Here is a 19,662-nt window from a genome sequence, read left to right on the forward strand (position 1 = left end):
AAAAGAACCCCCTTTCATCTCATATGTATGAGTGATATGGGGGTTCTAATACTTAAATTTTAGGCCGGCGCCTCATTGTGTAATGCGGCTTTCTCGACCGCGGAGGGCCGAATACTTCGCTGAGTACAACGCCTTGGACAATCGTGTTTTTATTCAAATCGAGCAGCTCTTGTTTCCGGTTGATCACCCGGCTGCTCTGCTTTTTAATGGCCCGTTCAACGGCCGGCACGGACCGCTCGGCATCCGCTTGTATTCTGCGGAGTTCTGCGGCCATATCTTCGCTTTTTGCAGCAGCCGCAGCTGCTGCAGGCCGTTGTTTTTTGTTTTCTGCCGGCCGGCGCTGTGCCGTCTGCTTCGGCGTCGTCTGCGTTTTCGGCCGTTCAGGCGCCGGTTTACTCTTTGTTTCTTCATTTTCATCATTTTTTCCGAGCTTGTTGAATATGAAGGAGATGGCTGCGATGATGGCCGCCATGATAATCGGATTGTCGAACAGGATATCAAGCAATGAGCTCCCTCCTTTTTACAGGGGCTTGTTTATTTATGATCCTCTTCATTTTGGTCTTTCGTCATCTTTCCGAAAGAATCGCGCATGTCTGTGTCGGCGTCGATGTTTTTCATATTGAGGTAGTCCATGACTCCGATCTTTCCGCTTCGGAGAGCTTCAGACATCGCAAGCGGCACTTCGGCTTCTGCCTCGACGACTTTAGCGCGCATTTCTTCGACGCGGGCGCGCATTTCCTGTTCTTGCGCAACCGCCATGGCGCGGCGTTCTTCCGCTTTCGCCTGGGCGATGTTTTTATCGGCTTCAGCTTGGTCGGTCTGCAGAATCGCTCCGATGTTTTTGCCGATGTCAACGTCAGCGATATCAATCGATAGAATTTCAAACGCTGTGCCTGAATCCAATCCTTTGCTCAAGACGGTTTGTGAAATCATATCCGGGTTCTCAAGCACTTTTTTATGATTATCGGAGGAACCGATTGTCGAAACGATCCCTTCGCCGACACGGGCAATGATCGTTTCTTCTCCCGCTCCCCCGACAAGGCGGTCGATGTTTGCGCGAACCGTGATTCTCGCTTTTGCTTTCACCTCGATACCATCCATTGCTACACCGGCAATAAACGGCGTTTCGATGACTTTCGGATTAACGCTCATTTGAACGGCTTCAAGCACGTCACGCCCCGCTAAATCGATGGCCGCACATCTGGCGAATGTGAGTTCAATGTTTGCACGTTGGGCAGCGATGAGCGCGTTGACAACCCGGTCAACATTACCCCCTGCAAGATAGTGGCTTTCAAGCTGATTGATCGTAACATCAAGTCCCGCTTTATGCGCTTTGATCAGCGGGTTCACCACGCGGTTTGGAATGACGCGGCGGAGCCTCATTCCGATCAGTGTGAAAATGCTGATTTTAACACCAGCGGCCAAAGCCGAGATCCACAGCATGACCGGGACGAATGTAAAGAAGACAGCTAGTAAGATGATTCCGGCTGCTATAATAAGCAAAAGAAACAGTGTTGACGGATCCATAATATTCCTCCTAATAATGTAATTTATAATTCTCTCACAACAATGCGTGAGCCTTCCACTTTAACCACTTTCACTTTCTTGTCCTTCGCGGTGAACGAGCCTTCAGATACGACATCAAGCCGTTCATCGCCGATGATGACCGTTCCGGACGGTCTGAGCGGTGTAAACGTGACGCCGGTTTTACCAATTAAATCGCGCCGGCTTTCATTTGACACATATCCGCTTTCCGTGCTTGTCGAGTCGGTTAAGATCAATTTTTTAAAAAATTTCATACGCTTCCCCAACACCCTTGTTAATAGAATGGATGCCGCTATAGAAACAGCAGTTGCAATCAAAATGGAGACGGCCATGACCTTAAAGCTTCCCGATGCTAAAAAGAGGCTCGCAACAATCGCGATCAGGCCGGCAATCCCTGCTATTCCGCCCGGCAGAAAAATCTCTAAAATGATTAAAATAATGCCTGCTGCAAACAGAAGGATCGTTTCCATTCCGGCAAGCCCGGCGACGAGATGACCGTAGAAAAAGAGCAGCAGCGCGGAGAGTCCCATAAAGCCGGGGATCCCAAAACCAGGCGAATAAAGCTCCACAATCAACCCGAGACTTCCGATTGAAAGGAGAATCGGAATCACGACCGGATGCGTGATGAACCGAGCCACCTTTTCGGCGAAGCTCACCTCGGCACGCTCGATTTTGGCATCCTGCAAGTTCAGCTTTTTCAAAAGATCATCAAGGCTCGAAACTGTGCCTTCGGAATAGCCGACTTCCAGCGCTTTGTCAGGGCTTAATGTGAGCAGCTCGCCCTTCGGCGCCCCAACTTCTTTAGCATCGACGTCAGCATCGGCCATCGCGAGAGCGTATTTCGGATCACGTCCGTTCTTTTTGGCTGCGTCTTCCATTTCAGCGAGCCACAGCGATTCCGACTTTTTGTCAGCGGCATTTCCCTGCGTGTCAATGATCGCGGCAGCTCCCATTTTCCCGCCGGGCGCCATATAAATATCGTCTGCATTCAAGGCGAGGTAAGCGCCTGCGGACAGAGCCCTTCTATTCACATAAGCGGTCACCGGAATGTCGGAGTTATGTATCGTATCAGCCATGTCAAGGACTGCGTCGACCGCTCCGCCGGGGGTATTGATATCGAGTATGATATGTTTGGCATTCATATCTTCCGCTTCTTGAAAAGAGCGCTCAAGAAATTTTGAAAGCCCTTTTTCAACCGTTTCTTCGATCGGAATGACATACACTGTATCTCCATCCGCTTTCACGGTCAAATGAACGCCTAGTAATAAGAATAAAACAAAACCGCTGGCCAGAGCAACAAAAATTCTAAATTTTTTCAGCAGCAATGATGTCTGAGGCCTCCTTCCCCTATTATCATTAACATTACATACGTTATAAATGTAGCAAAGGTTTCATCTTTCTACTTCTTTTCTATTGTATGAACACGCACAAAAAAAGACGCCTTTAATTGCTTAAAGGCGTCTTTTTCTTAAGACAGTTGTTTGCTGACAAGCTTATTGACGAGACCGCCGTCCGCCTTGCCTTTGACTTTCGGCATGATAGCGCTCATCACTTTGCCCATATCCGCTTTTGAAGAGGCGCCGACTTCTGCGATCGTCTCGTTGACGATGCCGAGCAGCTCTTCTTCCGTCAGCTGTTCAGGCATATAAGCTTCCAGAATGTCTAACTCTTTTTGAACTTTATCTACTAAATCTGAACGATTAGCGTTTGAAAATTCATGGAGGGAGTCTTTACGCTGTTTTAATTCACGAGAAAGAACAGTCAGTTCTTCATCATCGGTCAGCCTGTCTTTCTTAAGCTTGATTGCTTCGTTTTGAAGCGAAGCTTTGACCATGCGAATGACAGTCAGTTTGTCTTTCTCACGGTTTTTCATATAGAGCTTCATATCTTGATTCAGCCGCTCAAGAAGACTCATAAATCCACCCTCTTTTAGTATTTGCGCTTTCTTGCAGCTTCAGACTTTTTCTTGCGTCTTACGCTAGGTTTTTCATAAAATTCACGCTTTCTTGCTTCCTGCAAAGTACCTGTCTTTGATACACTGCGTTTGAAGCGACGAAGAGCATCTTCAAGCGATTCGTTTTTTCTAACGACCGTTTTTGACATTCTCTTTCCCTCCCTCCGAATACACCAATCGACTGCTTTAAAAAAAGACATACATATAAACATGTACTTTGACATTATAATATAAGCCTCCGGTAAGGTCAACCAAGGAGAATCGTTTTATTGTTCAGTCATGATTTCGGCAGCTTGTCTGTATATATTTATAAAGGAGGCTGTTCGAAAAACTGATGATAATCTTGATCTTATTCATATTATTGATCGTTCTTTTTCTCAAAGGCATGAGCATGCTGAGAAAAGGCTTGATTTCACTGACATTTGAAAAAATCGAAAAGCGGCTGCTGTTTTTCACGGATCATCCGGTGAAAGCCTTTTTGGTCAGCATTGTATTTACGGGGGTTTTGCAAAGCAGCTCGGCATTTATGGTGATCGTCATTGGCTTTGTCTCGGTAGGCGCCCTATCATTTAAACGTTCGATTCCGCTCATTTTGGGAACAAACATCGGGTCTACCTTCACAACGGAATTTTTGGCGGTGAAGCTGGAATTTTTGATTTTTGCCCTTTTTGCCGCAGGTACGGTTCTTTTCATTGCCGGAAAATCCCCTTTTCGGCAAGTGGGCGTAAGCATGATCGGCTTGGGTGTTATTTTTTTCTGTATCAGCGGCTTCAGCCGGCTTGCCGTGCCGTTGTCACAGCTAGACTCGGGCGCTTATATTGTGCAGCTTGCCGAAAATTCACCGCTTTACGCCTTGATCATCGGCACGGTTTTGACTGCGATGATTCATTCCAGTTCGGCGTGTGTCGGCATCCTGATGAGCTTTATGGATCAAGGTGTCGTGGGTTTGACCGAAGCGATGAGCGTTGTTCTCGGCTCCAATATCGGGACATGCATCACAGCCGTGATGGCGTCCTTCAAAGGCGGGGCTGCAGCCAGGCAAACGGCTTATGCCCATGTGCTGTTTAATGTCATCGGTGTAGCAGCTGTATACCCCCTGCTCTCATCAATAACAGGCTTTATCTCCGGACTGTCCGCAAGCCCCGCTCAGCAGATTGCCCATTTCAGCCTGCTGTTCAACGTCGTCACGTCCCTATTGTTTCTGCCACTTTCAAATCTGTTTCACTCGCTGATCATGTTTCTCATTCCAAACAAAAACCAGGCCCGGTAAACGCCTGGTTTTTGTTGATTAGTAGTCTTCATCCGCTGTTAAGCCTTTGACAATCGACACGCCCGCGCTTGCTCCGATTCTCGTCGCTCCGGCTTCAATCATGGCAAGGGCGCTTTCCTTATCCCGGACGCCTCCTGAAGCTTTAACACCGATATCAGGTCCGACAGCTTCCCGCATCAGTTTTATATCCTGAACTGTCGCACCGCCGCCGGAAAAACCGGTCGATGTTTTGACAAAGTCGGCGCCTGCTTTTACGGCCAGTTCACAAGCGAGCCTTTTTTCTTCATCCGTCAACAGCGATGTCTCTATGATGACTTTTACAAGAGCTTTGCCGGCGGCCGCGTCTGTCACCGCTCTGATGTCATGCTCCACGGTTCCGGTACCGCGGTCTTTTAATGCACCGATGTTGATCACCATATCAACTTCACCGGATCCGTCTGCGATCGCCTGCTTGGTTTCAAAAGCTTTTGTTTCCGGAGACGCCGCACCTAAAGGAAAGCCGATAACCGTGCATACTTTCACTTCTGAATCTTTAAGAAGCTCGGCGCACAGCTTTACCCAGCAAGGGTTGACGCAAACGGAGGCAAAACCGTATTCCTGCGCTTCTTTGCAAAGCGCTTCGATTTCGGATGTGACAGCATCGGGCTTCAATAGCGTATGATCGATCATTCGCGCAATTTGTTTTGTCATCGTTCCGACTCCTTTTCAAGTGGTTGTCTCTTATGATATTCGCAAAAAAAGCCGGAACACCTTTTTCGTGAACCGGCTGAATTGATGATTATGACGATAAGCGGATGTTTTCATGGACGTCGTCTTCTGCGACGCGGACGAACTGTCCTTTGTTGTACGGATAGCCCGCTTCTAAAATCTTCACTTTAACAAGCTGGCCGATCAGGTCTTCTGAACCTTCGAAAACGACCTTCATATAGTTGTCCGTGTAGCCGACAAACAGGTTGTCTTCACCCGTTTCCGTGAACGGCTCTTCCGGAATAATTTCCAGAACATCACCTTCATAGTCTGATGCATATTCTTTCGCAAGCTGATCTGAAAGAGCGATCAGTTTGTGAACTCTTTCGTTTTTCACGTTCTCGTCAACCTGGCCGTCCATGCGTGCTGCTGGAGTTCCGGTCCGTTTGCTGTACGGGAAGACGTGGAGCTCGGAAAACTTGTGTTCTTTAATAAAGTTGTACGTCTCCATGAATTCTTCTTCCGTTTCACCCGGGAAGCCGACGATCACATCAGAAGTGACTGCAAGCCCGGGAAGAGCTTTTTTGAGTTTCGTCAGCCGATCGGCGAAAAACTCCATCGTATACTTTCTTCTCATCCGCTTTAAAACGCTGTTTGAGCCGGATTGAAGCGGGATGTGAAGGTGTCTGACGATCTTGTCTGAGCGGTCAAGCACTTCGATTACTTCGTCTGTAATTTGGCTCGCTTCGATTGAAGAGATACGGATTCGTTTCAGACCTTTTACACGGCTGTCCAATTCTTTCAACAGCTGCGCAAAGTTGTAGTCTTTCATATCTTCTCCATAACCGCCGGTATGGATACCGGTCAAAACGATTTCTTTATAGCCGGCATCAACGAGCTGCTGTGCTTGGCGGATGACTTCCTCAGGGTCGCGGGAACGAAGCAGGCCGCGCGCCCACGGAATGATGCAGAATGTGCAGAAATTGTTGCAGCCTTCTTGAATTTTCAAAGAAGCACGCGTTCTGTCGGTAAATGCAGGAACATCAAGCTCCTCAAACACTCTTGCTTTCATAATATTGCTGACGCCGTTAATCGGCTGTCTTTCTTCCTGGTACTGCTTAATATAGCCGAGCATTTTTTCGCGGTCCTGCGTACCGACGACGATATCAACGCCCGGGATCGCCATGATTTCCGCCGGGGAAGTCTGGGCATAGCACCCTGTCACGCAAATGACGGCGTCAGGATTTTGGCGGATCGCCCGTCTGATCACCTGGCGGCTTTTTTTATCACCTGTATTTGTGACAGTGCATGTATTAATGACGTATACGTCCGCCGAACTTTCAAATTCTTTTCTTTCGTAGCCGGCTTCTTTGAAAAGCTGCCAGATTGCTTCTGTTTCATAATGGTTGACCTTGCAGCCAAGTGTATGAAATGCAACGGTTGCCATTGTTATTCACCTCTTAATAACTCTGTATGATAAGAAACTGCCGCCAACGCGTACAGCGGAGCTGTTTCCGCCCTTAAAATCCGCGGACCGAGCCCGCAGGCGAGGGCTCCTTTTTCTTTAAGCGCCTCAATTTCATTTTCTGAAAATCCGCCTTCAGGACCGAACACCATGAGTACGGATGATCCTTCCGGCAGGCTTTTGAGCACGGATTGAAAACGGCTCGTCTCGCCTTGCTTTGATGACTCTTCGTATGCAACGACACATTTATCGAAGTCCTCAAGGCTCTCAAGCAAACGTTGAAACGTGTGAACAGGCGCCACATCGGGAATCGCGTTTCTGTGGGACTGTTCTGCCGCTTCCTTGGCGATTTTCGCCCACCTTTCCCGCTTTTTCTTTGCCTTTTTTTCATCAAGTTTAACAACGGAGCGTGATGCCTGAAAAGGAATAAACGAGCTTGCACCGAGCTCTGTCCCTTTTTGAATGATCCATTCCAGCTTATCTCCTTTAGGAAGGCCGTTTGCAATATGGATCTGGACGGGCAGTTCGCGCGTTTCCCCCGTCCATTCGATTACGCTCAATAAAACCTCTTCTTTTGTGACGGACTCGATCCGGCAGTTCGCTTCATGACCGTCTTTTGCACAGCAAATGACCTCGTCTCCGGGAGACATCCTCATCACGGTCGCAATGTGATGAACGTCTTCGCCTTTGATCGAGAACGCGGGTGCGGCCATGACCTCTTGTTTTGATTGTTCGATAAAATATCGTTGCATACGCTTGTCACACCTACTAACGATTATTTTTTAGCGATGATGCTGACCCAGTCCTCCATTGAAAGAACCTCGACGATCGTAAAGCCTTCTTTCACCAGTGCATCTTTGACTTCCTGTTTTTTCTGCTGGATGATCCCCGAAGTAATGAAATAACCGCCGTCTTTCAACAGGCTGTATGCCTGATCCGTAAAGCGCAAGATGACTTCAGCCAGGATATTGGCGACGATGACGTCTTTTTCCCCTTCAACGCCGTCGAGCAGATTATTTTGCTTGATCACAATATGATCGCTGACTTTATTGAGCTTGGAGTTCAAGCGGGCGCTTTCAACGGCTACAGGATCGAGATCATATCCTTCAACCTGTTTGGCACGAAGCATGGCTGATGCAATGCTTAAAATGCCTGTTCCCGTTCCGACATCCACAACCGAATCCCCTTCTTTCACATACCTTTCAAGCGCCTGTATGCAAAGTACGGTTGTCGGGTGTGTGCCTGTTCCAAACGCCATTCCCGGATCCATCTCGATGATGAGTTCATCCGTATGAACCGGTGTGTACTCTTCCCATGTCGGAACAATCGTAAATTTCTCAGAAATTTTTACGGGATGATAATATTTTTTCCATGCTGTCGCCCATTCTTCTTCGTTAACCTCGCTGATGGTGATTTTGTTGCGTCCGAGGTCAATATCATACAGCAGCAGATTATTGATGGTTTCCTTGATTCCTTCTACGGTCTCTCCCAAAAAGCTGTTGATCGGGAGATACGCTTTAATAATGACTCCTTCATCAGGGTAATCATTGGGATCGAGCTGGTAGATTTCTCCGTATACATTCTCACGCTCTTTAATTAAATCAAGCGGATCTTCAATTACGACTCCACTCGCACCAGCTTCATGCAAAATATTCGAGATGGGCTCAACCGCTTCATGTGTCGTGTGAATGCAGATTTCGGACCATTTCATACTACCAACTCCTCATCCAATCATTAATCGCCTTTAAAGGCGCGCTTTACTTTATCGAAAAAACTCATTTCCTGTTCATCCGGCATATTTCCGCTCACTTCTGCAAATTCACGGAGAATATTTTTCTGGTTTTCTGTTAAATTCGTCGGTGTCACGACGCGGACGACGATGTGCTGATCGCCTTGACCGTACCCGCGTACGTTGGCAACGCCTTTTCCTTTTAAGCGGAACTTGGTGCCTGTCTGCGTGCCCGCCGGCACTTTTAATTTTACTTTACCGTGAAGAGTAGGCACTTCGATTTCGTCCCCGAGCGCAGCCTGTGCAAATGTCAGCGGCATTTCGCAGTAAATATCGTCTCCATCGCGCTCGAAAAATTCGTGTTCTTGGACGCGGAAAACGACGAATAAGTCACCTGACGGACCGCCGTTGATCCCCGGTTCACCCTGTCCGGATACTCGAAGCTGCTGGCCGTCATCCACACCCGCCGGGATGGTGACATTGATTTTCTTGCGTTTTTTAACTTTTCCTGAACCGCCGCAAGTTGAACATTTGTGCTTAATTTGCTTACCCGTTCCATTACAGTAATGACATACTCTTCTGTTGACAACTTTTCCGAACGGAGTCGACTGCTCCATGTTCAGCTGGCCTGAGCCGCCGCAGTGTGAACATGTTTCCGGCTTTGTTCCCGGTTTCGCGCCTGAGCCGCTGCATGTTTCACATGTTTCTTCACGCGGAATTTCGATCGTCGTCTCTTTTCCGAAGGCCGCTTCTTCAAATGACAGTGTCATCGTATACTGCAGATCGGCGCCCTGCCTCGGGGCATTCGGATCTCTCCGCCTTGCGCCGCCTCCGAAAATGCTTGAGAAAATATCGTCAAACCCAAAGCCGCCGAAGTCGCCGCCGCCGAAACCTCCGCCGCCGAATCCCTGATTTGGATCGGTGTGGCCAAACTGGTCGTAATGAGCCCGTTTTTGGTCATCAGAAAGTGTTTCATAGGCTTCCTTGACTTCTTTGAATTTTTCATCCGCTCCGGCTTCTTTGTTGATGTCCGGGTGATATTTTTTAGAAAGCTTGCGGTAAGCTTTTTTAATCTCATCTTTAGAAGCGCTCTTACCTACCCCAAGCACCTCATAGTAATCACGCTTACTCATCTCTTCACACTCCCGATTTTCTCACATAAATTAGATTGTATCATTTCAAATTATGTTTTTTCAATTCCTTTTGTCCTTTAGGAAGAAAAAAGTCAAAGTCAAGAGATCCTGACTTTGACTTTCATCGCCTGTAAGGTCATGTGCTGTGCAAACCGGGGTAAGCACAGCACATTTTATTTCAATTATTTTTGATCTTTGTCGTCGTTTACTTCTTCATATTCAGCGTCAACGACATTGTCGTCGGCTTTTTTAGCGCCGGCTCCGCCGTCTTGCTGAGCCTGAGCCTGTTTTGCAGCTTCTTCGTAAAGCTTCATTGAAAGCTCTTGGACGATTGCTTGCAGCTCATCTTTTTTCGCCTTGATTTCATCAAGGTCATTTTTCTCGATCGCAGCTTTTAACGCGTCTTTTGCTTCATTCGCTTTTTTCACTTGCGCTTCATCGGCTTTGCCTTCAAGATCTTTCAGCGTTTTTTCAGTTGTGAAGACAAGCTGATCCGCTTCGTTGCGAAGCTCGATTTCTTCTTTTTTCTTCTGATCCGCTTCGGCGTTTTCTTCAGCTTCTTTCACCATGCGCTCGATCTCATCGTCAGAAAGGCCTGAAGAAGATTTGATCGTGATGTTTTGCTCTTTGCCGGTGCCCAGATCTTTCGCGCTGACGTTGACGATACCGTTCTTATCGATGTCAAATGACACTTCGATTTGCGGTACGCCGCGAGGAGCCGGCGGAATATCTGTAAGCTGGAAGCGTCCGAGCGTTTTGTTGTCGGCAGCCATCGGGCGCTCACCTTGGAGCACGTGGATGTCAACCGCTGTTTGGTTGTCAGCCGCTGTTGAGAACACTTGGGACTTGCTTGTCGGGATTGTCGTGTTGCGCTCAATCAGCTTCGTGAACACGCCGCCCATTGTTTCGATACCAAGTGACAGCGGAGTTACGTCCAGAAGGACAACATCTTTGACATCGCCTGTGATGACGCCGCCTTGAATGGCTGCACCAAGGGCTACGACTTCGTCAGGGTTGACGCCTTTATGCGCTTCTTTTCCAGTTTCTTTTTTGATCGCTTCCTGAACGGCAGGAATACGTGTTGATCCGCCGACAAGGATCACTTTGTCGATTTCGCTTGCAGAAAGCCCCGCATCTTGAAGAGCCTGGCGGACAGGACCCATTGTGCGCTCTACCAAGTGTGAAGACAGCTCTTCAAACTTCGCGCGGGTCAGTGTCAATTCAAGGTGCAGCGGACCTGCTTCACCCGCTGTGATAAACGGCAGGGAAATTTGCGTAGAAGATACGCCGGAAAGGTCTTTTTTCGCTTTCTCAGCAGCATCTTTTAAGCGCTGAAGCGCCATTTTGTCTTTAGAAAGGTCGATGCCGTTTTCTTTTTTGAATTCTGAGACGAGATGATCGATGATCACTTGGTCAAAGTCGTCTCCTCCAAGGCGGTTGTCACCCGCTGTAGAGCGAACTTCGAATACGCCGTCTCCCAATTCAAGGATGGAAACGTCGAATGTACCGCCGCCAAGGTCGTAGACGAGGATCGTCTGATCTTCTTCCGTTTTATCCAGACCGTAGGCAAGCGCAGCTGCAGTCGGCTCGTTGATGATCCGCTCAACTTCAAGTCCGGCGATTTTACCGGCATCTTTAGTCGCTTGACGCTCTGCATCGTTGAAGTATGCAGGAACTGTGATCACGGCTTTAGACACGGTTTCGCCCAAATAGCTTTCAGCATATGATTTCAAATGCTGAAGGATGATGGCAGACACTTCTTGCGGCGTGTACTTTTTGCCTTCAATTTCAACTGTATAGTCAGTGCCCATGTGGCGCTTGATCGACATGATCGTGTTCGGGTTCGTGATGGACTGGCGTTTCGCCACTTCACCCACCTGGCGTTCTCCGTTTTTAAATGCGACAACTGAAGGAGTCGTGCGGGCTCCTTCTGGATTTGGGATGACTTTCGGCTCTCCGCCTTCAAGCACTGCAACGCATGAGTTCGTTGTTCCCAAGTCGATTCCGATTACTTTGCTCATGATTTTTACCTCCTGCTATGTAGTTATTGATTGACTTTTACCATAGAAGGACGGATCACCCGGTCCTTAAGTTTATAGCCTTTTTGCAGTTCCTCAACGACTGCGTTTGATTCGTACGCTTCATCCTCAACCTGCATAACAGCTTGGTGCATGTTCGGGTCAAATTGCTCTCCGACTGATGGAATCTGTTCAACTCCTTCATTTTTAAGAGCCTCCAAAATTTGACGGTGCACCATTTCCATTCCTTGAAGCAGGCTTTTCGTCTGCTCATTGTCAGGATCGATCTGAAGTGCGCGCTCAAAGTTGTCAAGCGCCGGCAGCAAATCGCTGATGATGCGCTGGGAGCGGTACTTTTCAGCAGCCTCGAGATCAAGGCGTGCGCGTCTTTTGTAGTTTTCAAAGTCCGCCTGAACACGTAAAAGTTTATTTTCTTTTTCTTCAAGACGTTCTTGAAGTTCTTTTAGTTGTTTTTCAAGCATTTCTGTTTGAGTTTCTTCTGCCGGGGCATCAGCTTCAGCAGCCGTTTGTTCAGCTTCGGCTGTCTCCGCTTCTGTCTCGTTCAGTTCCTCTTGTTCGTTTAGCTCTTCGTTTTGTTTTTCTTCTGCCATCTGTGTTCACCTCCCTTAAAGGATGAGTTTCATGATAAAGAAGGGATTCCTCCCTTCTGTTTGTTTTCAGGTACTGCCTTACCCATCATACAAACTTGTCAGCGCTTTTGACAAGTCAGATGATACGTGCTGAAGCAAGCCGACGACGCGGGAGTAGTCCATGCGCGTCGGTCCGATGACCGCAATGGAGCCGATCTGTTTTGAGCCGACCGTGTATGTTGCGGTAATCAGGCTGCAGTTTTCCATCTCTTCATAGTCGTTTTCTTTGCCGATTTTGATGGTAATTCCGGACTCAGTCGACTGAAAGAGCCGGAGAATCTCCTGTTCTTTCTCAATGAGCGACAATAGCGATTTCACTCTGTCAATATCGTGAAATTCGGGCTGGTTCAGCATGTTAATCTTGCCGCCGAAAAACAGCCGGTCGGTTTGAACAGATGAATCCAGCGTTGCGCCGAGCGCGTGCAAAATCGTATCGTAATTTTGAATGTGCGACTTCAAGAAGATGACAACCTCTTTGAAAATCCTGTCTTTCAGTTCTGAGATCGGCACGCCTCTAAGGCGTTCATTTAATATATTCACCAGCTTCTCGAGATCGGAAAGATCGACCTCCGCCGGGAAGTTAATCGTTTTATTCTCCACATGGCCGGTATTCGTTACTAGAATGGCAACGGCCTTCTTGGGCTGAATCGGTACAATCTGGATCTGTTTGAGATGGTTTTCACTCAGTCTCGGACCGAGGACAATCGATGTATAATTTGTCAGGTCGGACAGCACTTGGGCCGACTTCTGCACGGCTTTTTCGAGTTCAAAGATTTTTTCTTTGAAAATCGAATGAATAATGTTTAAGTCCGTTTTTGACAGCTTTCCAGGTGAAAGCAGATGATCGACATAATAGCGATAGCCCTTTTCAGAAGGAATCCGGCCTGAAGATGAGTGGGTTTTTTCGATAAAACCGAGCTCTTCCAAGTCAGCCATTTCGTTTCTGATCGTTGCCGAGCTGAATGTGATATCTTCCTTTTTGGAAAGCGTTCTTGATCCTACCGGCTGAGCTGAACGAATGAAATCGTTGACGATAACCTGCAAGATTAACAGCTGACGATTTGTTAACATCCATATCACCCCTGTTAGCACTCGGCACAACTGAGTGCTAATTGTATATCAAAATTACCAAACCGAAATCAAAATGTCAATTATAACTCACCCAGGAATGCCTGAAATACTTCATTCCCTAACAATTTTCCATTATGTGTTAAAAATACGTTTTTGCTCGTGTTCACAATCAGCCCTGTTTCTTCCAGCGAATGGAGCACTTTCGGGAAGAGATCGTCAACAGTTCTTCCGTATTTTTCGAAAAAGCGTTCTTTGTCTACTCCCGCGGTTTTTCGAAGACCGAGAAACATTTCTTCTTCAATCTGTTCATTTTTTGTAACCCTGTGTTTTTCTTTATAAGGAAAACCTGACTGTTCAATCAGGTCGATATAATGTTTGACAGGGCCCGCATTTACCGTTCTTTCACCATTGATATAACCGTGTGCGCCCGCGCCAAAACCGAAATAATCCTCATTGTTCCAATATGTGAGGTTATGTTTGCTCTCATATCCTTTTTTGGCGTAGTTGCTGATTTCGTATTGGCCGATGCCCGCTTCTTCCATTTTCCGCATAACGAGTTCGTACATTTCAGCTTCCTGATCCTGCGGCGGCAGGTGAAGCCGGCCTTTTTTCATCAAGTTGTAGAAAACGGTTTTCGGTTCGACGATCAGCGAATAAACCGAATAGTGTTCAGCACCGAGGGCAAGCGCCGTATCGAGCGATGAAGCGAGGTGGCCGATGGTTTGTCCGGGCAGACCGAACATCAGATCAAGGCTGATATTATCAAACCCCGCCTTTCTCGCTCTTTCAAACGAAACGAGTACGTCTTTTTGCTCGTGAACCCTGCCGATTTTTTTCAGCAGCTCGTCTTCAAACGTCTGCACGCCAAAGCTCAGCCTGTCTACACCGGCAGCTTTTAAAACATCCAGCTTTTCAGCTGATAAATCGTCGGGATTGGCTTCCACTGCAAATTCAGCAAGGCTTTCGGACGGTTTCAAAACGCGATGAATGGAATCGAGGAGCCGTTCGAGCTGAGCTGCCGACAGCGATGTCGGCGTTCCTCCCCCGATAAAGATCGTTTTCAGCTCCGGATGTCCGGTTGCCTCCATTGAATTGGCCATTTCCTTCTCTAAGGAACGCAAATATTCATCAACGGGCTGAGATTGAATAAAAAACTTGTTGAAGTCGCAATAATGGCAAATGTGCTCGCAAAACGGAATATGGATATATGCTGCTTTCATTGTTTTCACCTTCTTTTACAGGAAGAAGCCGCAGTGTGTTACGCTGCGGCGGCTCATGATTATGATTTCGGGCCGCTGTCGTCCATTTTCAGGACTGCCATAAAGGCTTCCTGCGGAACTTCGACAGAGCCGACCTGTTTCATTCTTCGCTTTCCTTCCTTTTGCTTTTCAAGCAGTTTGCGCTTTCTGGAAATATCCCCGCCGTAGCACTTCGCCAAAACGTTTTTGCGCATTGCTTTGATGGTTGAACGGGCGACAATTTTTGTACCGATGGCTGCCTGGACAGGCACTTCAAACTGCTGGCGCGGAATGAGCTCTTTCAGCTTTTCGACGATAACTTTTCCTCGTTCATAAGCATAATCGCGGTGAACGATAAAGGAAAGGGCATCGATTTTTTCGCCGTTCAGCATAATATCCATTTTCACGAGCTTGGACGGTTTATATCCGATGAGTTCGTAATCAAATGACGCATAGCCTTTCGTATTTGATTTAAGCTGATCGAAAAACTCGTAGACGATTTCCGCAAGCGGAATTTCGTAGACAATGCTGACGCGGTTCGCATCAAGGTACTGCATATCAATAAACTGGCCGCGCTTGCCCTGGCACAGTTCCATGACCGCTCCGACAAAGTCGTTCGGCACCATCATCGTCGCTTTGACGAACGGTTCTTCCACCCGGTCGATCTTCTGCGGATCAGGCATATTTGACGGGTTATCGACAACGATTTTTTCTCCGTCTGTCATGTACACGTCATAGATAACGCTCGGAGCCGTCGTAATCAAATCGATGTTGAATTCGCGTTCAATCCGCTCCTGAATGATTTCCATGTGAAGCATTCCCAGGAAACCGCAGCGGAAGCCGAATCCTAGAGCTTGGGACGTTTCCGCCTCATACTGCAGGGCTGAATCGTTCAGCTCAAGTTTTTCAAGCGCTTCCCGCAAGTCGTTGTATTTCGCTGTATCAATCGGATACAGACCGCAATAGACCATCGGATTCAGCTTTCTGTAGCCTGGCAGGGCTTCGGGCGCTGGGTTTTCCGCACTTGTAATCGTATCCCCTACACGGGTGTCTCCGACGTTTTTGATTGCGGCCGTCAGGAATCCGACGTCGCCGACAGTCAGTTCGTCAACCGGAACGGCCTTCGGAGTGAAAACGCCGACTTCAGTGACTTCAAATTCTTTTCCGGTCGCCATCATCTTGATTTTTTGACCGGCTTTTACGGTACCTTGCACGACTCTGATATAGGCGACGACCCCGCGGTATGCATCATACAGAGAGTCAAAGATCAGAGCCTGAAGCGGCGCTTCCGGATCTCCGCTTGGTGCGGGAACCTTTTCAACGATCTGCTCCAATATTTCTTCAATTCCGATGCCTGCTTTTGCTGAAGCAAGGACGGCTTCTGAAGCGTCAAGACCGATGACATCCTCGACTTCCTGGCGGACGCGTTCGGGTTCTGCGCTTGGAAGGTCGATTTTATTAATGACCGGCAGGATTTCAAGGTCGTTGTCAAGCGCAAGGTAAACGTTTGCCAGCGTTTGCGCCTCGATTCCCTGTGCGGCGTCGACGACGAGAATCGCGCCTTCGCATGCGGCAAGGCTTCTCGAAACCTCATACGTAAAATCGACGTGTCCCGGGGTATCGATCAGATGAAAAATATATTCCTCTCCGTCCTTTGCCTGATATTTCAGCTGTACGGAGTTCAGTTTAATGGTGATTCCTCTTTCACGTTCCAAATCCATCGAGTCGAGGAGCTGTTCTTTCATTTCCCTTTGAGTGATTGCCGCCGTCTTTTCAAGGATTCGATCCGCAAGCGTTGACTTGCCGTGGTCGATATGGGCGATAATAGAGAAATTTCGGATTCTCGACTGCCTTTGTAATCGTTTTTCTTTATCTGTCACACTAATCACTCCTACTATGAAACGCAATATGCGCTAGCTTAGATTATATCAATAGGGTTGTGAAGATTCAATGCTAAGTCACATATGCTTTCTAAACCCGAAAAAGAAAAAACGAGTCCTCTATCCGGCTCGTTTTTTCTTTTACTTATTCCGTTTTTTCCTTTATCCAGTCATACAATGAACGGGCTGTGTTTGTGACCGAATCGGCCAGGGCGCGGCCGGCCGAGGAAAAGAGGTTGAAAGCTTCCAGCTGTTCCAGCTCTTTTTGTTTTTCCTCCAAATCGATTTGATGGCCGAGGACTGACGCCTCTTTCGCATCCCCTTCAGATATGCTGAGCGCCGCTTTTAAATCAGGGTCCTGATACCCTTTCATTTCAATCATTCCGTTGTTCGCCTGCTGCATGCCGAGAAGGACGCCGAAAAACATGACAGCGCAAGCCAATATGCATTTTCCCATAAAAGAAGCCACTTCCATCACCTGTCCTATTGTTTTTTCTTATCGTCTTCACCGGTGTCTGCATCAACTTTTTCAGCATTCCAGTACATCTCGCTGAATACATCCGCCATCGCTTCCGCAGCCCGCTCCAGCTCTTCGCGGTTATTATCTACGCCGCCAAATTCGATTAAGACGGATCTTTCGTTTAAATCCTGATTATATATGCCATTATCCCCGGCAGCTCCCTTAGATATAACACCGCGGCTCAAACCGGGATATTTTTTTTCCAGCCGTTCATGCAGTTCTTTTGCCAATTTAAAATTCGATTCAAAATTAGGACTCTTCTTACCGATGACAAATGCGAGCCTCGCATAGCTTTTTCCGTTTACCGTTGTTGTGGTCGCTTTTTTCCGTGTAGCATCTCTGTGAATATCGATAAAATACTGTAAATCTTTGTTTTGAGCCATCGCCTCTTTAACGGCCGGCCTTGATTCATCATAGGAACGGGCATAGGCCCAGCCTTTTTTCCGCAAATTCGCCTGAAAATCGGTTTTATCCACCATTGCCCCGACACCCTGCGATTTCATCGCATTTGCGAGCATATCGCTGACAAGCGTAACATTTGCTTTCGAATGAATCGCCCGATTAGGTTCCGTCTCACCTTTTAAAAAGGGGAGATACGATTCCGTATTGTGCGTATTGTAGATAAATACGACTTTTCGGCCGCCCGTCGATTGTTCAGGGGGTTTTTCCTCCCCTGTTTTCTTTTTCTGCTTCCCTTCAAGCTCTGCAAGATTCGCTTCTCTCTCCTCTTTTAAGACCTCTGTCGGCGGCGGAGATTCTGACGGCATATTCGTGTAATCCGTCCCTTGCCCTGCAATGAGGATTTCCGAGTCAAAATGAGAGAAGCCCGGAAGCTCCCGCCCGAGAAAACTTCGCGGATCTTTTAAATTAATGCTGGTCGCCAGTTTCAAGACGATGGGAGAAAGCTCAAAGCGTTTATTCGGTTCCGGCAATTCTGATGCGAAGTAGTGGTTTTCCATTCCCAAAATGAGCCCAAAGGTCTCGCCCGCCAGTTCATCAGTCACCCGGTACAACGATGAAGACGGCCTTAACTCAGGACGCAGCGATGTCAGCACGCCTGATAAAATAAAAACGAGCAGCAGGCTGACGATAAATAAGAATACTGTCTTAACCGCATTTCTTCCATTTACAGCCAGCACAAACTGACGATTCCTGCCTCTTTTTCTCATCGCAAATCCCTCCAGAGCTTGTCTAGTAAATAGACTATGTACAAGATAGAGGAAGTAGAACAAGTTCCGGCAATGCTATAAGCACGAAAAAAAGCGGCCTGGTCAGCCGCCTTGATCTTAGTGGTTATACATTCCTTTATTGTCCTGCGAGACATTTTCATGAAGCGCTGTGTTCAGACCGTTCGCAATCACATTTGCCATATCATCGATAAAGGTATCGACCTCTTTTGGGGTCACCATTAAGTTATGGCCGAGCGGAGCGAGGACTTCATGGATCAGCTGCCTTTTTTCATCCTCTGCGAGGCCTCCGACTATACCGAGAAACGATTTGCGGTGCTCCTCATCGGGAAGGTCTTCTTCGGTGAGGACCTTTCTTTTCCCAAAGCTCATCCCCGCGGGAACGAGCGACCTGGACGGACTGTCATCTCTCATCTCTCTTCCAAAATGCTTCAGCATATAATCAATCGTATCACTCGTGATCGTGACGGCATCGACCACCGTCGGAACACCGATGGCGATGACCGGAATGCCAAGCGTATCCTTGCTTAACTCTTTTCTTTTATTCCCCACCCCAGACCCGGGGTGTATCCCGCTGTCTGAAATTTGAATGGTAGAATTCACACGCTCGATCCCTCTTGATGCCAGCGCATCAATGGCAATGACAAAATCGGGCTTTGAGCGATCGATTACCCCTTGGATAATGTCGCTCGTTTCAATTCCGGTCAAGCCCATGACTCCCGGGGAAAGCGCGCTCACCGGACGGTAGCCATCCTCTACATTTTCGGGCTGCAGCTGAAAAAGGTGCCTCGTCACGAGAAGGTTCTCCGTCACTAGGGGGCCGAGCGAGTCAGGCGTGACATTCCAGTTGCCGAGCCCTACAATTAAGCAGCTGGCATCCCGCGGAATGTTCAAATAATCGAGAAATGCGGAAAATTCCTTCGCGAACACATTGACGACTTTTTCCTGCAATACGGAATCCTGCTGTCTGATCCCTTGTGTTTCAAAGGTTAAATAGCGGCCGGCTTTTTTCCCCGACAGCTTCGCTCCTTCTTCATCAATGTCCATTGTCTGAATTTTGATCCCGTCTTTTTCGTATTCTTTGACTGTAAACCCTTTCAGCTCTTTCTTTGGAGAAGCTTCCTTTTCCTCTGCCAGATCCCTCGCTTCCACGGCTAAGTCTGTCCGGACTGCATATTGACTTAAATCAAGCTTCTTTTTCTCCATATTTGCATTCCCTCCAAAAACATAACTGGTGTTAGTGTGCCCACAAGGTCTGCAAACATTCCCGCGAAGCGGAGCTTTCAAATAAAAATACTTTACATTTATATTGCAA

The 19,662-nt window shown here is 47.7% G+C and carries 19 protein-coding genes; 1 reads left to right on the forward strand and 18 read right to left on the reverse strand.

Annotated elements, in window-relative coordinates:
• Positions 1-52: 52 nt before the first annotated feature.
• The 5 genes from MHI30_RS13570 to rpsU form a co-directional block, all read right to left on the reverse strand.
• Entirely contained in the window at positions 53-505 is a 453-nt protein-coding gene (locus MHI30_RS13570) for a hypothetical protein (protein ID WP_075752259.1), read from the reverse strand.
• A gap of 29 nt (positions 506-534) precedes the next feature.
• Positions 535-1,527 carry a flotillin-like protein FloA gene (floA, locus tag MHI30_RS13575; RefSeq protein ID WP_020452249.1) on the reverse strand — a complete coding sequence of 331 codons (993 nt, stop codon included), beginning with the start codon at positions 1,525-1,527 and terminating at the stop codon, positions 535-537.
• Between the two features lie 23 nt (positions 1,528-1,550).
• A complete protein-coding gene (locus MHI30_RS13580; protein WP_075752257.1) occupies positions 1,551-2,870 on the reverse strand; it encodes a nodulation protein NfeD in 1,320 nt (439 codons plus the stop codon).
• Positions 2,871-3,013: 143 nt separating this feature from the next.
• Positions 3,014-3,460 carry a GatB/YqeY domain-containing protein gene (locus MHI30_RS13585; protein WP_023855244.1) on the reverse strand — a complete coding sequence of 149 codons (447 nt, stop codon included), beginning with the start codon at positions 3,458-3,460 and terminating at the stop codon, positions 3,014-3,016.
• Positions 3,461-3,474: 14 nt separating this feature from the next.
• Entirely contained in the window at positions 3,475-3,648 is a 174-nt protein-coding gene (rpsU, locus tag MHI30_RS13590) for a 30S ribosomal protein S21 (protein ID WP_003183654.1), read from the reverse strand.
• A 185-nt stretch (positions 3,649-3,833) separates the two neighbouring features.
• Here rpsU and MHI30_RS13595 point away from each other — a divergent pair, with 185 nt between their 5' ends.
• A complete protein-coding gene (locus MHI30_RS13595; RefSeq protein ID WP_075752255.1) occupies positions 3,834-4,769 on the forward strand; it encodes a Na/Pi symporter in 936 nt (311 codons plus the stop codon).
• An 18-nt stretch (positions 4,770-4,787) separates the two neighbouring features.
• Here the strand turns inward: MHI30_RS13595 and deoC are convergent, their stop codons facing one another.
• From deoC to gpr, 13 genes are all read right to left on the reverse strand, one after another.
• Positions 4,788-5,459: a deoxyribose-phosphate aldolase gene (gene deoC / locus MHI30_RS13600; protein ID WP_075752253.1), complete on the reverse strand. Its 672-nt coding sequence runs from the start codon at positions 5,457-5,459 to the stop codon at positions 4,788-4,790.
• An 88-nt stretch (positions 5,460-5,547) separates the two neighbouring features.
• Positions 5,548-6,903, reverse strand: coding sequence for a tRNA (N(6)-L-threonylcarbamoyladenosine(37)-C(2))-methylthiotransferase MtaB (gene mtaB / locus MHI30_RS13605; protein WP_075752251.1), 1,356 nt, complete (start codon positions 6,901-6,903; stop codon positions 5,548-5,550).
• Between the two features lie 2 nt (positions 6,904-6,905).
• Entirely contained in the window at positions 6,906-7,673 is a 768-nt protein-coding gene (locus tag MHI30_RS13610) for a 16S rRNA (uracil(1498)-N(3))-methyltransferase (RefSeq protein ID WP_075752250.1), read from the reverse strand.
• A 23-nt stretch (positions 7,674-7,696) separates the two neighbouring features.
• Positions 7,697-8,632 carry a 50S ribosomal protein L11 methyltransferase gene (prmA, locus tag MHI30_RS13615; protein WP_075752248.1) on the reverse strand — a complete coding sequence of 312 codons (936 nt, stop codon included), beginning with the start codon at positions 8,630-8,632 and terminating at the stop codon, positions 7,697-7,699.
• A gap of 23 nt (positions 8,633-8,655) precedes the next feature.
• On the reverse strand, positions 8,656-9,783 hold the full coding sequence (gene dnaJ, locus MHI30_RS13620; RefSeq protein WP_065644202.1) for a molecular chaperone DnaJ: 1,128 nt from the start codon (positions 9,781-9,783) through the stop codon (positions 8,656-8,658).
• Positions 9,784-9,965: 182 nt separating this feature from the next.
• Positions 9,966-11,804: a molecular chaperone DnaK gene (gene dnaK / locus MHI30_RS13625; RefSeq protein WP_075752246.1), complete on the reverse strand. Its 1,839-nt coding sequence runs from the start codon at positions 11,802-11,804 to the stop codon at positions 9,966-9,968.
• 23 nt (positions 11,805-11,827) lie between these two features.
• Positions 11,828-12,412: a nucleotide exchange factor GrpE gene (gene grpE, locus MHI30_RS13630; RefSeq protein WP_003183669.1), complete on the reverse strand. Its 585-nt coding sequence runs from the start codon at positions 12,410-12,412 to the stop codon at positions 11,828-11,830.
• Between the two features lie 78 nt (positions 12,413-12,490).
• Positions 12,491-13,522, reverse strand: a complete 1,032-nt coding sequence (gene hrcA / locus MHI30_RS13635) for a heat-inducible transcriptional repressor HrcA (protein WP_003183671.1) — start codon at positions 13,520-13,522, stop codon at positions 12,491-12,493.
• Between the two features lie 80 nt (positions 13,523-13,602).
• On the reverse strand, positions 13,603-14,742 hold the full coding sequence (gene hemW, locus MHI30_RS13640) for a radical SAM family heme chaperone HemW (RefSeq protein ID WP_075752244.1): 1,140 nt from the start codon (positions 14,740-14,742) through the stop codon (positions 13,603-13,605).
• A 59-nt stretch (positions 14,743-14,801) separates the two neighbouring features.
• Positions 14,802-16,640 (reverse strand): translation elongation factor 4, encoded by a 1,839-nt coding sequence (gene lepA, locus MHI30_RS13645; protein WP_075752242.1) that lies wholly within the window; start codon positions 16,638-16,640, stop codon positions 14,802-14,804.
• Between the two features lie 145 nt (positions 16,641-16,785).
• Positions 16,786-17,109 carry a YqxA family protein gene (locus tag MHI30_RS13650; protein WP_075752240.1) on the reverse strand — a complete coding sequence of 108 codons (324 nt, stop codon included), beginning with the start codon at positions 17,107-17,109 and terminating at the stop codon, positions 16,786-16,788.
• A gap of 14 nt (positions 17,110-17,123) precedes the next feature.
• On the reverse strand, positions 17,124-18,329 hold the full coding sequence (locus MHI30_RS13655; protein WP_075752238.1) for a stage II sporulation protein P: 1,206 nt from the start codon (positions 18,327-18,329) through the stop codon (positions 17,124-17,126).
• A gap of 117 nt (positions 18,330-18,446) precedes the next feature.
• The gene (gene gpr / locus MHI30_RS13660; protein ID WP_050820711.1) at positions 18,447-19,553 is read right to left on the reverse strand and encodes a GPR endopeptidase; all 1,107 of its coding nucleotides are present in this window, start codon (positions 19,551-19,553) and stop codon (positions 18,447-18,449) included.
• Positions 19,554-19,662 lie beyond the last annotated feature (109 nt).

This window comes from Bacillus sp. FSL L8-0528 (genome assembly GCF_038593085.1).
In the GTDB taxonomy this organism is placed as follows: domain Bacteria; phylum Bacillota; class Bacilli; order Bacillales; family Bacillaceae; genus Bacillus; species Bacillus paralicheniformis.